Source organism: Vibrio sp. B1Z05, from assembly GCF_052955985.1.
Genome location: NZ_CP130463.1, coordinates 2,121,814 through 2,136,619 on the forward strand (window position 1 = coordinate 2,121,814; position 14,806 = coordinate 2,136,619).

Sequence of the window (14,806 nt, forward strand, 5' to 3'; positions counted from 1 at the left end):
AAGCAAAAGCTCAATAACCTTAACTACTTGCGTTTGCGATTGATAGGTTCAACAAACGTTAGCTGCATGTCCCATGGTTGCTCAATCCAGGTTTCCTGTTCAATATCGACAACATAGTCATCTAATAGATCAGCGCCAGAAGGTTTTGCACAAACCGCAATCAGTTTAGCTTTAGGGTACATTTCACGTAATTTACGTGCTGTATCACCGCTATCCACTAAATCTTCAACGATAAGGAAGCCTTCACCATCACCCTCAGGAGCTTTGAGAACGCTCATATCACGTTGGTGATCATGGTCGTAACTTGAGATACAAATAGTATCCACATAACGAATACCTAATTCGCGAGCAAGGATAGCAGCAGGGACTAAACCACCACGGCTAACACCCCAAATTCCTTTCCATTGTTCAGCAGGCATTTGACGCGCAGCAAGTTCGCGACAGTTGGTCTGCATTTCATCCCAAGTAATGATGTGTTTTTTTGGCATAACGGGTAAACCTATTTAAGACTAATTAACCGGCAAAAGCATATTTTAGTATAAAGATAGCTGACATAATCCACACACTTACGGATACATCGCGCCCTTTACCGCTTAACAATTTTATTGCAGCGTAAGAAATAAAGCCTAATGTAATGCCCTCTGCAATAGAGAATGTTAGTGGCATTAGCAAGCAAGTGACTACAACAGGAGCCGCTTCTGTAATGTCACTCCAGTCGATGTTAACCAGACCAGATAGCATTAAGATCGCAACATAAAACAGTGCGCCGGCTGTCGCATAGGTCGGAATCATACTAGCTAATGGAGAAAACAGCAAAGCCAATAGGAAAAGTACGCCAACGGTAACAGCAGTTAAACCCGTACGACCACCCGCAGCAACACCCGCAGTAGACTCAACGTATGACGTTGTGTTTGATGTACCAAGCAAAGCACCAACAGAAGTTGCTGTTGAATCAGCAAGTAACGCTTTGTTTAGACGAGGCAGTTTGCCATCTTCTTTAATCAAGTTAGCTTTAGTTGCCACACCGACCAGCGTACCTGCGGTATCGAATAAATCCACAAACAAGAATGCAAACACAACCGAGATCATGCCCACTTCAAATACGCCAGCAAAATCAAGTTGCATGAAAGTAGGCGCTAGGCTTGGTGGTGGTGCCATAATACCGTGATATTGAACGTCACCGAAAATCATGCCCAAAACAGTGACACAAAGGATAGCAATCATAACCGCGCCGCTTGTTCCACGATGAACAAGTGCAATGGTAATAAAGAAGCCAACCGCTGCTAAGATAGCGTGTAGACCTGTGATATCACCTAAAGAAACCAATGTTGCTGGGTTATCAACGACGATGCCGGCATTTTTAAGACCGATAAATGCAAGGAAAAGACCGATACCAGCAGAAATACCAGTACGTAGTGACATAGGAATTGAGTTAATGATCCATTCACGAATGCGACATAAGCTCAATAGAACAAACAAGATACCTGACATAAATACTGCTGCCAGTGCCACTTGCCACGTGTAACCCATTCCTAGCACAACGCCATAGGTAAAGAAGGCATTTAGCCCCATACCCGGTGCTTGAGCAATTGGATAGTTAGCGTATAGACCCATCACAAAACAGCCAATTGCCGCAGCCAAACAGGTTGCAACAAAGACAGCACCATGATCCATACCTGTTGCTGACAACATAGTTGGGTTAACAAAAATGATGTAAGCCATTGTCAGGAAGGTAGTGATACCTGCAATGATTTCCGTGCGAACCGTTGTACCATGTTCACGTAGTTTGAATAGCTTCTCCAGCATTATCAATTCCTAAAAATATATAAAAGTAAACGTTTGCGTAAATAAATTGGCGTGAATTATAGAGAGTAACATGACGAAATACCATACTGATTGGTCTATTTCTTTACTCAACACTCATTCTGCGTCTATCCCCTTTGCAACTCACCAAGGTAAATTATTGATATCAATAAATATATTTTGATTAAATACACGAAGTTACATTGAGTGTTTTTTATTCAGCTTAAAAGTTTTCAGCTCTGAAACCATTAGCATTTAAGCATGTAGCACATAAAAACCCCCTACTCGCTCTCGGAAAGCTCTCTGAGCAACTAAAGTGTATGATTTACAATTTGAAATAACTAAGACTTCCATTAAAAAACAGAAACGACAGACGAAAAAAAAGCCGTTCCAGATGGACGGCTTATGAAATCAGTAATTAATTTCCAATATATCAGGGGTGAACCGAAGTTCAATCACATGCTTAAAAACCCTATTACAGGGTTGAAACTGTAGATACATAATAATCTCGACCGACAAGTCCAAAAGTTACACATCTATAATCTCAAGGCTAACCAGTTGAAAAACAACAAGTTTGCGCTTTAATTTAGCATTGGTACAGACCAAATAATGAGTGGGGTGACTCACAGAAGGGTGGTCTGTATCGACAGGAAAGATAATACCAATACTGTAATTTAATTACAAGTATATTTATTCAAAAGCGTCAATTTTTCCATTTAGTGCAATTTACGAGCTTGTTTCTGTAATTTAATTTCATCAGTAAAATAAATTAACTAAATACACATTGATTGCAATTAATTAACAACTCACTATAAGCTGACATCACAAACCTTTCTTTGCCTGTCCAACCCTAGCAGTGAGTGATATCCTAACCCCATTAAACTGAGCTATATCAATGCCAGTCAATGTACCGTCTGTAGAGACCGTACTTTTAAGCATGAAGGAGTATCACCATGTCTACATTTCTTAGCCAGATCACTGCGCAAACGCAAAACCCGATCTGGCCATTTTTCGATAAGATTTGCTCTATCCCTCACCCATCAAAACATGAGCAAGCACTTTCTGACCACATTGTAGAGTGGGCAAAAGCACAAGGTCTGGCGGTGAAATCCGATAGCGCTGGTAATCTGTTTATCAAAAAACCTGCCACCGCAGGCATGGAAAACAAAAAAGGGGTTGTACTACAAGCGCACCTCGATATGGTTCCGCAAAAAAACGAAGATACCGAACACGACTTTACCCTTGATCCTATCCTTCCTTATATTGATGGCGAATGGGTAACAGCAACTGGCACTACCCTTGGCGCTGATAACGGTATTGGCATGGCATCCTGTCTTGCTGTACTAGCCGCAACAGATATTGAGCATGGCCCAATTGAAGTACTGCTGACTATTGATGAAGAAGCAGGGATGACAGGTGCATTCGCTCTTCAAGAAGGTTGGTTAGAAGGTGACATCCTACTTAATACCGATTCAGAGCAAGAAGGCGAAGTCTACATGGGCTGTGCTGGCGGTATTGACTCTAGCCTTGAATTTGACGTGCAACGTGAAGCAATTCCGGAAGGCTTTGTCGCGAAAAAGCTGATTTTAAAAGGCTTAAAAGGCGGTCACTCTGGTTGTGATATTCACACAGGCCGTGGCAATGCCAACAAACTATTGGCTCGCTTCCTTGCCGATCACGCTTTACAACTTGACCTAAAATTGATTGATTTCAATGGTGGTAGCCTGCGCAACGCTATTCCTCGTGAAGGCTCTGTCACTCTCGCCGTAGCAACGCAAAACATAGGCAAATTAGAAGCAGCACTTACCGAATATACCCAAACCTTAACCGCTGAGTTAGGTGCCATTGAAACCACTATCGCAACTTTCATTGAAGATGTAGAAGCGCAGTTCGGTGTATTCTCCCAGAAAAGCCAGCAAGCGTTAATTGCTGCGCTAAATGCATGCCCGAATGGTGTAATCCGCATGAGTGATGCGATTGAAGGTGTGGTTGAAACCTCGCTAAACCTTGGCGTGATTACTACCGAGCAAGATAAAGTGACTGCCCTGTGCTTGATTCGTTCTTTGATTGATTCAGGTCGTCGCCAAGTTGAAAGCATGCTCACTTCAGTGGCAACTTTGGCTGGCGCAAAAGTGACTTTCTCTGGCGCTTACCCTGGCTGGAAACCGGATGCAGATTCAGAAATTATGGCGGTATTCCGCGATATGTATCAGCAAGTATACGGACACATCCCTAACATTATGGTTATCCATGCTGGTTTAGAGTGTGGCCTATTCAAAAAGCCTTACCCGAATATGGATATGCTGTCGTTTGGCCCGACTATCCGCTTCCCTCACTCACCGGATGAAAAAGTAAAAATTGATACCGTTGATCTTTACTGGGAACAAATGGTCAATCTACTAAAACACATTCCAAACAAAGGCTAGTTAGCGCTTAGCTATACTCAACAACTATGCCCTAAAACGATAAAAGCCGAGCAATGCTCGGCTTTTTCTATTCTATAGCTAACACTAAGCTTTAGTTGCAGCTAGCTCTTGCAGTTGTGCGAGTGTCGTTTCTGCGACTAAGTCACCATTGTAGTAATAGCTAACTTTGTCACCGTCACGTACACCTTCAATAAGCGCTTTGTCACCATTATTATAAGTGACATTCATTTGCACTGTATTGGCATCAATCGCTTCAAACGTCGATGATTCAACCTGACGCATACTAATAGGATCTAGCGGCGCTTCGGTGAGTGATGGGTCAAGATCATCGTTCATGTTGTACATAGTTTCAACTTTTGAGTCGAAGATATGCGGTTTGCCATTTAGCGGGTTTTTGCCTGCCCAGAATTCAATAGAGTTGAAGATCAATGTATCGGCAGCCACTGACAAAGCATACACAGGCGCAAGTAGCATGTTCACACCACCACGAGCGTAACGGTTATCCACTACTTCAAGGTTAAACTTCATCACGTAACCTGTTACTGCGTTGCTACCAATACAACCAGTTAATGATGCGGCTAACACAGCGGCGCCAATGGCTTTCAAACAAAATTTTCTCATACAAACAATCCCTTATAGAGCATAGAAAAATTAATTAGCTCTATTAAGGTAGTTCACTATTAAACCTTTGCCATTGAAAACTAAGAAATATTTACATTTTTATTCATATTGCATGACCAGATCGCATTTATAAAAAAAGCGACCGTTAAGGTCGCTTATTAAATAATGTTGCTATGGAATAACTATTAGCCGATGTTCTTACGAACATTACGGAACATGCGCATCCAAGCAGAATCTTCACCCCAAGACTCAGGAGCCCAAGAGTTTGCCACAGTTCTAAATACACGCTCTGGGTGAGGCATCATGATAGTTACACGGCCATCTGCGGTTGTTAGACCTGTGATTGCGTTTGGTGAACCGTTCGGGTTGTTCGGGTATTGTTGAGTCGCGTTGCCGTTGTTATCAACGTAACGAAGCGCAACCGTACCGGAGTTCTCAATCGCATTCAGGTGAGCTGAGTCTTTCACTTCTACGCGCCCTTCACCGTGAGAAACAGCGATTGGCATGCGAGAGCCCGCCATACCATCAAAGAATACCGAGTCAGATTTTTGCACTTCAACCAAGCTAAAGCGAGCTTCAAAACGCTCAGATTCGTTGCGTACAAAGCGTGGCCATAAGTCAGCACCAGGAATCAACTCTTTAAGATTTGATAGCATCTGACAACCGTTACATACACCTAGTGAGAAAGTGTCTTGACGGTTGAAGAAACCAGCGAATTGGTCACGAGCTTGCGCATTGAACAATACAGACTTAGCCCAACCTTCACCTGCGCCCAGTACGTCACCGTAAGAGAAACCACCACAAGCCACTAGGCCTTGGTATTCTTCAAGTACCGCTTGACCAGTTAAAATGTCGCTCATGTGGATATCCACAGAATCGAAACCAGCACGGTCAAAAGCAGCCGCCATTTCTACGTGAGAGTTCACGCCTTGCTCACGCAAGATAGCCATCTTAGGTTTAACGCCAGTAGCAATGTAAGGCGCTGCAATGTCTTCGTTTACGTCAAAAGTCAGATCCACGTTCAGACCAGGGTCTGAGTTGTCTTTCTTGGCGGCAAATTCTTGGTCAGCACACACAGGGTTATCACGCAGTGCTTGCATCTTATGCGTAGTTTCAGCCCAGATAGTACGTAGCTCAGTACGTGAACGGTCAACAATGGCTGAGCCGTGAGCGTAGATTTCTACTTTATCAGTTGCTTCAACTGTGCCAATAACATGAGAACATGCTTCTAGGCCGTTGCTTGCCAATACAGTGCGCACAAAGTCTAGGTCGCTATTGTTAACTTGAACAACTGCGCCTAACTCTTCGTTAAATAGTGCTGCTAGAACGTCTTCGCCAAGCTCAGAGATATCTGCTTTCACGCCACAGTGACCGGCAAATGCCATCTCTGCAAGCGTAACAAATAAACCGCCGTCGCCTTTATCGTGGTAAGCCACTAGCTTGTCATCACGAACTAAGGTTTGCATTGCATCGAAGAAGCCTTTTAGCTGCTCTGCATTGTCAACGTCAGCTGGCTTGTCACCCAGTTGTTTGTACACTTGTGCTAGCGCTGTTGCGCCTAGACGGTTTTTACCGTTACCAAGGTCAACCAATACTAGGCTTGATTCGCCTTTATCAGTGCGTAGCTGAGGAGTCACAGTCTTGCGAACATCTTCAACACGACCAAATGCCGTAATTACTAGTGAAAGAGGAGAAGTCACTTCTTTGTCTTCGCCGTTTTCATTCCACTTAGTCTTCATTGACATTGAATCTTTACCCACAGGGATAGTTAGACCCAGTGCAGGACATAGCTCTTCGCCTACCGCTTTAACCGCTTCGTAAAGACCCGCGTCTTCACCTGGGTGGCCCGCTGGAGACATCCAGTTAGCCGAAAGCTTAATGCGTTTAATATCGCCGATATCAGTACCTGCGATGTTAGTTAAAGACTCACCTACCGCCAAACGTGCTGATGCGCCAAAGTCTAGCAGAGCAACCGGAGTACGCTCACCGATAGACATAGATTCGCCGTGGTAAGTATCGTAACTTGCCGCGGTTACCGCACAGTTAGCGACTGGAACCTGCCAAGGACCTACCATTTGGTCACGAGCCACAAGGCCAGTAACGCTGCGGTCACCGATGGTGATAAGGAAGGTTTTCTCAGCAACCGTTGGCAAACGCAGTACGCGATCAATGGCTTCGTTTAGCTCAACACCGTCACGGTTGATAGCAGGGCTATCGACTTTTAGTGTTTTCGCATCACGGAACATCTTAGGTGTTTTGCCAAGCAACACATCCATCGGCATATCGATTGGTGTGTTATCAAAATGAGTATCTTCTAACGTTAGTTCACGCTCTTCAGTTGCAATACCCACTACAGCGTACGGTGCACGTTCACGCTTACAAATAGCGTCGAACGTTGCCATGTTTTCATCAGCAACCGCCATTACGTAGCGTTCTTGAGATTCGTTACACCAAATTTCAAGTGGGCTCATGCCCGGCTCATCGTTTGGCACGTCACGTAGCTGGAATTTACCGCCACGCTCGCCGTCATCCACAAGCTCAGGAAGTGCGTTTGAAATACCTCCAGCGCCCACATCGTGGATAAAGGCGATTGGGTTTTCTTCACCTAGCTGCCAACAGCGGTCAATCACTTCCTGACAACGACGTTCCATCTCTGGGTTTTCACGTTGTACTGAAGCAAAATCAAGATCTTCGGCTGATTGGCCTGAAGCCATAGAAGAAGCCGCGCCGCCGCCAAGACCAATGTTCATAGCAGGGCCGCCAAGAACAATCAGTTTTGCGCCCACTGGGATTTCACGTTTTTGCACGTGTTCGTCACGGATGTTACCCATGCCACCTGCCAACATAATCGGCTTGTGGTAACCACGGATTTCTTCACCGGCGTGAGAAGTCACTTTTTCTTCGTAAGTACGGAAGTAACCCAATAGGTTTGGACGACCAAATTCGTTGTTAAATGCTGCGCCACCTAGCGGGCCTTCAGTCATAATATCCAACGCGGTTACGATGCGACCTGGTTTACCAAAGTCCGTTTCCCAAGGCTGTTCAAAACCAGGAATACGTAGGTTAGATGTGGTAAAGCCCACTAAACCTGCTTTTGGTTTACCACCAATACCAGTTGCGCCTTCATCACGAATTTCGCCGCCAGAACCGGTAGAAGCACCCGGCCAAGGAGAAATAGCGGTTGGGTGGTTATGAGTCTCAACCTTCATTAAGATGTGTGCATCTTCATGGTTGTAAGAGTATTGACGGGTTTCTGGATCTGGGAAGAAACGACCCACTTTAGAGCCTTCCATAACCGCTGCGTTATCTTTATAAGCAGACAATACATGGTCAGGAGTCACTTCCATGGTGTTTTTGATCATTTTGAACAATGACTTGTCTTGCGCGACACCATCAATTGTCCAATCTGCGTTAAAGATCTTATGACGACAATGCTCTGAGTTTGCTTGAGCAAACATCATCAGTTCGATGTCGTTTGGATTACGGCCTAGTTTATTGAAGTTTTCAACTAGGTAATCAATTTCGTCTTCGGCTAATGCAAGACCTAGTGTGATGTTTGCTTCTTCAAGGGCTTTGCGGCCACCAGCAAGCAAATCAACCACAGTGTGTGGCGCAGGTTCTGCAACCGTAAACAATGCTGAAGCTTGTTCCATCTCATTAAAGACCACTTCCATCATGCGGTCATGAATCAATGCTTTCACTGCTTTGATTTGAGCTTCATCTAACGCTACTGATGTCTCAACGTAGTAAGCCGTACCACGTTCTAGACGCTTCACTGTGTCTAGACCACAATTATGGGCAATATCAGTCGATTTAGATGACCATGGGGAGATGGTGCCAGGGCGTGGAGTAACAAGGAATAAAGTCCCTTGAGGTTCATGCTCTTCGATCGTTGGACCATAGGTAAGCAGTTTTTCTAGCTTATCTGTCTCTGAGGCGTCAAGTTCTGCACTTACGTCTGCGAAGTGCATAAACTCAGCATAAATACCTGTAACAGGTAGGCCTTGTTCACGACAAAGTTCTAGTAATTTTTGTACACGAAACTCAGAAAGAGCTGGGGAGCCACGCAAAATTCTCATGTGCTTAGGTCTCTTGATGATGGATTAAAGAAAATATTCAAGTAAAAACAATAGGTTATGATTTCTTATTATTTTTACTTCAGTATTGCCTCTGCTGTTTCGGGCGTATTATAAAGCAAATCTTTTTGTGAAGTAACACAAAAAGCAACCGTTTGCGCAAATTTTTGCGTCAAAGCCTTAGTTGAAGATAAATTACGCCTCATAAAAAATGAAACTGGCGTTAAGTACTTGTTAATACTGTTTCACTTCCCCCTTGATAGTGGGTTTGATATAAAGGCGTATAATTAAAATAATTACCCTCGATTGTTGGAGTGACAAAACACTATGCGCACGTCAGTGTTCACTAAATGGTTAACGAAATTTTGTACATTGGCTATCACCATAGTGACCTTGCTTTCTGTTGTTGGCTGTCAATACGATACCGATACACAAACAGAGCTACAAAAAATCCAAGAACGTGGCGTATTACGTGTCGGCACGCTAAACAATCAACTTTCCTATTACATTGGCCCCGACGGCCCCACAGGTATGGAATACGACCTTGCCTCTGCTTTTGCTAATCAATTAGGGGTTCGTCTAGAAATCAAACCCGCTTATCGCCTCTCTGAACTGTTCCCTGCTCTGCAAAATGGTGAAATAGATATCGTGGCGGCTGGGCTCACCCAAGCGCCCAATCGAGTAAAAACATTTCGTGCCGGACCGGCTTACTACTACGTCAGTCAGCAAGTGGTATATAAAAAAGGCACTTGGCGTCCTCGTAACCTAAAACAGCTTATCGACAGTGGCGAATCTATCACTGTGGTCAAAGGCTCACACTTTCAACAAACCTTGTTGGATTTAGCCAAAACGCACCCCGACCTGAAATACACCATCACCGATAGTTACGATACTAACGATCTGCTAAAACAAGTTTCCACAGGCGAACGTTTATTTACTGTGGTCGACTCTATCGAACTGTCACTTGCGCAGCGCATCTACCCAAACATCGCCTTAGCTTTTGAGCTTACCGAAGATCAGCCGACGTCATGGTACTTACCGCGCGGGGTTGATGAGAGTCTATATGCCTTAGTTATCGAGTTTTTTGGCAACATTCACCAAGACGGTCAGCTGCGTCTTATTGAAGAAAAGTACTTCGGCCACATCGACGACTTTGATTATGTAGATACTCGCGCCTTTGTCCGCGCACTGGACAGCAAGCTGCCAAAATGGGAATCACTATTTCAAAAATACGCTGGCGAATTTGATTGGCGTTTAGTGGCCGCGCTCGCCTATCAAGAATCTCACTGGAACCCTAAAGCTAAGTCTCCAACGGGAGTGCGAGGCATGATGATGTTGACTCTGCCTACCGCCAAAAGCGTCGGGGTAAAAGACCGTCTAGATCCAGAGCAATCTATTCGTGGCGGCGTTGAATATCTGAGAAAAATCGTCAATCGCATTCCTGATAGCATCAACCAACATGAAAAAATCTGGTTTGCCCTGGCTTCTTATAATGTCGGATACGGTCATGTAATGGATGCCAGACGTATTGCTAAAGCTCAAGGAGCCAACCCCGATCTGTGGAGTGATGTGAAAACGCGCCTACCTAAACTGCGCAAAAAAGGCTACTACGAATACACCCGTTACGGCTACGCCCGTGGTGATGAAGCACTCAACTACGTAGAAAGTATTCGCCGATACTACCAAAGCATCATTGGCCATATTGATCAGCGTGATCATAATCAAGTTGAAACAGGCACAGATGATCTAACGGTAATTGAAGCGCCAAACATGACACATTCGGCAGCAAAAACAGCAATAGATAGCGATACAGAATAGCAATCGCATTCAAACGATTGATATAGCTCACATTTTAAATGCAAATATGCAAGAGCTTGCTTTATTTGAGAGATATTTCCTTTGTTTAAATTAATATTACGGTAACAATCATGCTCTATATATGAGTACAGCAAACGATAAGAATGTGAGTAATTCAAACGTTTGCTGCCGTAAATTTCATAGGAGATTGTTCGTTGAAACTGAAAAGAAAACTGTCAAAGAAATTATCAAGTGGCACTGTTTCAGCTAACCGTCGTAAGCGTATGCGAGCCAATAATAAGAAGAAGCTTCTTTGGCGAAATCGTTCTTACGTAACGTTAGCTATCTAGTCATACCCGCGCGCAAACATTTGGCACTTAACTAGCGAAATGTTTGCCTAATCCCCTTTCTGCTGCGCCTCTTTTTGTAAACGCTTTAACTCTTTTTGTTCCTTGCGACGTCGTTTAAAAAACGCTTGTAGTTGTTCCCGACACTCTTGTTCTAATAACCCCGATTCAACATCAGCAAAATGATAGGCTGCTTGGCTAGAGAACAAGTCTAACACTGTGCCTGCTGCGCCCGCTTTTAAATCAGGTGCACCAAACACTACGCGCTTTACTCGGCTATGCAATAGTGCGCCTGCACACATTGGGCAAGGCTCTAGTGTCACATATAAGGTAGTGTCTAATAGACGATAGTTTTGTAGTGACTCACCCGCCTTTCTCAAGACTTGGATTTCTGCATGTGCGGTGGCATCGTGCGTGCCGATACAGCGATTCCATCCCTCAGCGACAATTTGATTATCTCGAACCAATACCGCCCCAACAGGAACTTCACCTTCATTTTCGGCATTGTGTGCCAACTCAATAGCACGACGCATAAATTGCTTATCTTGCTCAGAAAACTGGCTTACTTCTACGTCATTCACTGTATTACTCACTCTCTTTACTGCTGTGCTTATTGAGCATGACTCGTCTACCATGTTGTTCCATTATATGAATTGGTGCAAAACTTACCTTGCGCAAGTTGTTCACTCAAAAACTCTATGGCCAATTTTACTTTGGGTGATAAATGCCTATTTTGTGGATAGAGCGCCCAAATGGTCTCTTTTTCTGCACGATAATCTTTTAATAGTTCAAGCAAGCTATGATCTTGCAAATAGCGGGCAACATAAAAATCAGGCAGTTGCACAATGCCATTACCTTGCAATACCGCTTGGGTGAGCACATTACCGCTATTACAACGAAGTCGCCCTTTCATAGTCAGGCTTAGCTTTTTGTTGTTTTCCGTAAAACGCCACGTAGAGGATGAACCCAATAAGCAGGGATAGTCGGTTAGTTGTGCAGGGTGTGTCGGCTTTCCATATTGGGCAATAAATCCAGCCGAAGCACACACATATTGTTGTCGCTCAGTCAGTTTCTTCGCAATCAATGACGAGTCAGGAAGCGTACCTATACGTATCGCAATATCAAATTTATCGGCAATAAGATCTAAACGTTTATTGCTCAGCTGTAAATCTAATTCTAATTGCGGATAACGGGCAACAAATTGCATTAGCATTGGCGCAATAACACTTTCACCGTAAGTCGTTGGGGCGGTAATTCGCAGACGTCCTATGGGCTGAGAATGCACTTGAGTCACTTCTCTTTCAGCTTCAGCAAGCCCATCAAGTAACATGCGACAATGCTGAGCATAACCTAAGCCCACTTCGGTCACAGAAACGCGGCGAGTCGTTCTTTGTACCAACTTTACCCCTAAGCGAGCTTCTAAAGCAGACAACTTACGGCTCACTTGCGCCACGGATGTATCTAGCATTTGCGCCGCTTTAGTAAAACTCTCGCTATCCGCCACTGCGACAAATTCTTCAATGCCTTCCCACTGCGACATTATTACACCTGCGTAAAAGTGATTTTCATAAAGGCTAGTTTATCACTTCAAAAGAAACAATATAATCGTCCCTATAGTCTAAAGTTTTAATTCATACGTTCGCCAATAGGAAACCATCATGACCAAGACGACCACTGACCAATTTATCAAATCACGCGCCGCTGTTGCATGGGGGCCAAACCAGCCACTGAAAATGGAAGAAGTGGATGTGATGCTGCCTAGAAAAGGCGAAGTTCTGGTTAAGATTATCGCCACCGGCGTCTGTCATACCGATGCCTTTACTCTATCGGGTGACGATCCTGAAGGCATCTTCCCTTCAATTTTGGGGCATGAAGGTGGAGGCATTGTGGAAATGGTTGGTGAAGGGGTGACGAGCGTTGCGGTTGGCGATCACGTCATTCCTCTGTATACCGCAGAATGTGGTGAGTGTAAGTTCTGTAAATCAGGAAAAACCAACCTTTGCCAAGCGGTTCGAGAGACACAAGGTAAAGGCCTAATGCCCGATGGCACCACGCGCTTTTACAAAGATGGACAACCTATTTATCACTATATGGGATGCTCAACTTTCTCTGAATTTACCGTATTACCTGAAATTTCACTGGCTAAGGTCAACAAAGAAGCGCCCCTTGAAGAAGTCTGTTTGTTAGGTTGCGGCGTCACTACAGGTATGGGCGCGGTGCTCAATACCGCCAAAGTTGAAAAAGGCGACAACGTAGCAATCTTTGGTCTAGGTGGCATCGGCCTTTCCGCCATTATTGGCGCAAAAATGGCAGGCGCAAATCGCATCATTGGCGTTGATATAAATGAAAGTAAATTTGAACTGGCTAAACAGCTTGGCGCGACTGATTGCATCAACCCTAAAAATTTCGATAAGCCTATCCAAGAGGTGATTGTTGAGATGACCGATGGCGGCGTGGAGTATTCATTTGAATGTATCGGCAATGTCGATGTAATGCGCTCTGCACTCGAGTGTTGTCATAAAGGTTGGGGAGAATCTGTGATTATTGGCGTGGCAGGCGCAGGGCAAGAGATCTCCACTCGCCCATTCCAATTAGTCACCGGTCGAGTATGGCGCGGCAGTGCCTTTGGCGGAGTAAAAGGCCGCTCTGAATTACCAGAAATTGTTGAGCGTTATATGGCGGGTGAATTTGGCCTGCAAGATTTCATTACCCACACCATGGGTTTAGAAGATATCAATGAAGCTTTTGAGCTGATGCACAAAGGTGAAAGTATCCGCACTGTGATACATTTTGATAAATAGGTCTTTCTTTTGGGCGCTGTACATTATTCATTAATCGCAGCGCCTTTTCTTATTATTAGAAAGCAATATGACTACAGGAAACACTATGTCCATCCAACTTCTCAGTCAAAATACCGTGTTTGGTGGACGCCACCAGCGATACACCCATCAAGCACACTCAACCCATACCCAAATGACCTTTGCCATTTTTTTGCCGCCACAAGCACAGCAACAAGCAGTGCCTGTGCTGTATTGGCTATCAGGCTTAACTTGTAATGACGAAAACTTTATGCAAAAAGCAGGCGCATTTCGTAAAGCCGCAGAATTAGGCATCGCTATTGTTGCGCCAGATACTAGCCCCAGAGGAGAAACTGTTGCAGATGATGCTGAGCAGGCCTATGACTTAGGTTTAGGCGCAGGATTTTATCTCAATGCCACTCAAGCACCTTGGGATAAACACTATCGAATGTATTCTTATATTGTTGATGAACTGCCAGCACTCATTGCAGAGCACTTCCCTGTCACCGATAAAAAATCACTCGCTGGGCACAGTATGGGCGGTCATGGCGCATTGACCATTGGCTTTAAAAACCCACATCAATATCAATCGATTTCGGCGTTTAGCCCTATCACAAACCCAACAGAATGTCCGTGGGGCATCAAAGCATTTTCTCATTATCTGGGTAATGACCAAAGTACATGGGCCGAATATGATGCGTGTAAACTGCTCGCCAAACACGGCAGTCGTTTACCTATCCTGATTGACCAAGGTGATGCGGATGGCTTTTTAGAAGAGCAGCTCAAGCCTAATCACCTTATCGATGTTGCCGCGCAGCAAGACATCAACTTTGAACTGCGTATGCAAGCGGGTTATGACCATAGCTACTTTTTCATTTCTAGCTTTATCGATGATCACTTGAGTTTCCACGCCAAACATTTGTAGTAGCACTGCCTAT

General features: G+C 44.4%; 11 protein-coding genes. 5 read left to right on the top strand and 6 right to left on the bottom strand.

The window, feature by feature from the left end; translation table 11 throughout:
• Positions 1–23: 23 nt before the first annotated feature.
• Together gpt and QV280_RS09635 are read right to left on the bottom strand one after the other, a co-directional pair.
• A complete protein-coding gene (gene gpt, locus QV280_RS09630; RefSeq protein WP_023403855.1) occupies positions 24–488 on the bottom strand; it encodes a xanthine phosphoribosyltransferase in 465 nt (154 codons plus the stop codon).
• Between the two features lie 25 nt (positions 489–513).
• Complete coding sequence (locus QV280_RS09635) at positions 514–1,806, bottom strand: NCS2 family permease (protein WP_152819553.1); 1,293 nt, start codon at positions 1,804–1,806, stop codon at positions 514–516.
• A gap of 950 nt (positions 1,807–2,756) precedes the next feature.
• On the opposite strand from QV280_RS09635, the gene QV280_RS09640 reads away from it, so the two are divergent.
• The gene (locus QV280_RS09640; protein ID WP_152819552.1) at positions 2,757–4,229 is read left to right on the top strand and encodes an aminoacyl-histidine dipeptidase; all 1,473 of its coding nucleotides are present in this window, start codon (positions 2,757–2,759) and stop codon (positions 4,227–4,229) included.
• Positions 4,230–4,313: 84 nt separating this feature from the next.
• On the opposite strand, the gene QV280_RS09645 is transcribed toward QV280_RS09640, so the two are convergent.
• Together QV280_RS09645 and purL are read right to left on the bottom strand one after the other, a co-directional pair.
• Positions 4,314–4,850 carry a DUF3332 family protein gene (locus QV280_RS09645; RefSeq protein ID WP_152819551.1) on the bottom strand — a complete coding sequence of 179 codons (537 nt, stop codon included), beginning with the start codon at positions 4,848–4,850 and terminating at the stop codon, positions 4,314–4,316.
• A gap of 185 nt (positions 4,851–5,035) precedes the next feature.
• Complete coding sequence (gene purL, locus QV280_RS09650) at positions 5,036–8,929, bottom strand: phosphoribosylformylglycinamidine synthase (RefSeq protein WP_152819550.1); 3,894 nt, start codon at positions 8,927–8,929, stop codon at positions 5,036–5,038.
• A 324-nt stretch (positions 8,930–9,253) separates the two neighbouring features.
• Between purL and mltF the strand changes: the two genes are divergently transcribed.
• Together mltF and QV280_RS09660 are read left to right on the top strand one after the other, a co-directional pair.
• A complete protein-coding gene (gene mltF / locus QV280_RS09655) occupies positions 9,254–10,744 on the top strand; it encodes a membrane-bound lytic murein transglycosylase MltF (protein WP_152819549.1) in 1,491 nt (496 codons plus the stop codon).
• A 194-nt stretch (positions 10,745–10,938) separates the two neighbouring features.
• Positions 10,939–11,073: a hypothetical protein gene (locus QV280_RS09660; protein ID WP_261824290.1), complete on the top strand. Its 135-nt coding sequence runs from the start codon at positions 10,939–10,941 to the stop codon at positions 11,071–11,073.
• A 47-nt stretch (positions 11,074–11,120) separates the two neighbouring features.
• Here the strand turns inward: QV280_RS09660 and tadA are convergent, their stop codons facing one another.
• Complete coding sequence (gene tadA / locus QV280_RS09665) at positions 11,121–11,603, bottom strand: tRNA adenosine(34) deaminase TadA (protein ID WP_253912515.1); 483 nt, start codon at positions 11,601–11,603, stop codon at positions 11,121–11,123.
• A 95-nt stretch (positions 11,604–11,698) separates the two neighbouring features.
• Complete coding sequence (locus tag QV280_RS09670) at positions 11,699–12,610, bottom strand: LysR substrate-binding domain-containing protein (RefSeq protein ID WP_152819547.1); 912 nt, start codon at positions 12,608–12,610, stop codon at positions 11,699–11,701.
• 118 nt (positions 12,611–12,728) lie between these two features.
• Between QV280_RS09670 and QV280_RS09675 the strand changes: the two genes are divergently transcribed.
• Positions 12,729–13,871 (top strand): S-(hydroxymethyl)glutathione dehydrogenase/class III alcohol dehydrogenase, encoded by a 1,143-nt coding sequence (locus QV280_RS09675; RefSeq protein WP_152819546.1) that lies wholly within the window; start codon positions 12,729–12,731, stop codon positions 13,869–13,871.
• A gap of 85 nt (positions 13,872–13,956) precedes the next feature.
• Positions 13,957–14,793: an S-formylglutathione hydrolase gene (gene fghA, locus QV280_RS09680; protein WP_152819545.1), complete on the top strand. Its 837-nt coding sequence runs from the start codon at positions 13,957–13,959 to the stop codon at positions 14,791–14,793.
• The last annotated feature ends 13 nt before the right edge of the window (positions 14,794–14,806 follow it).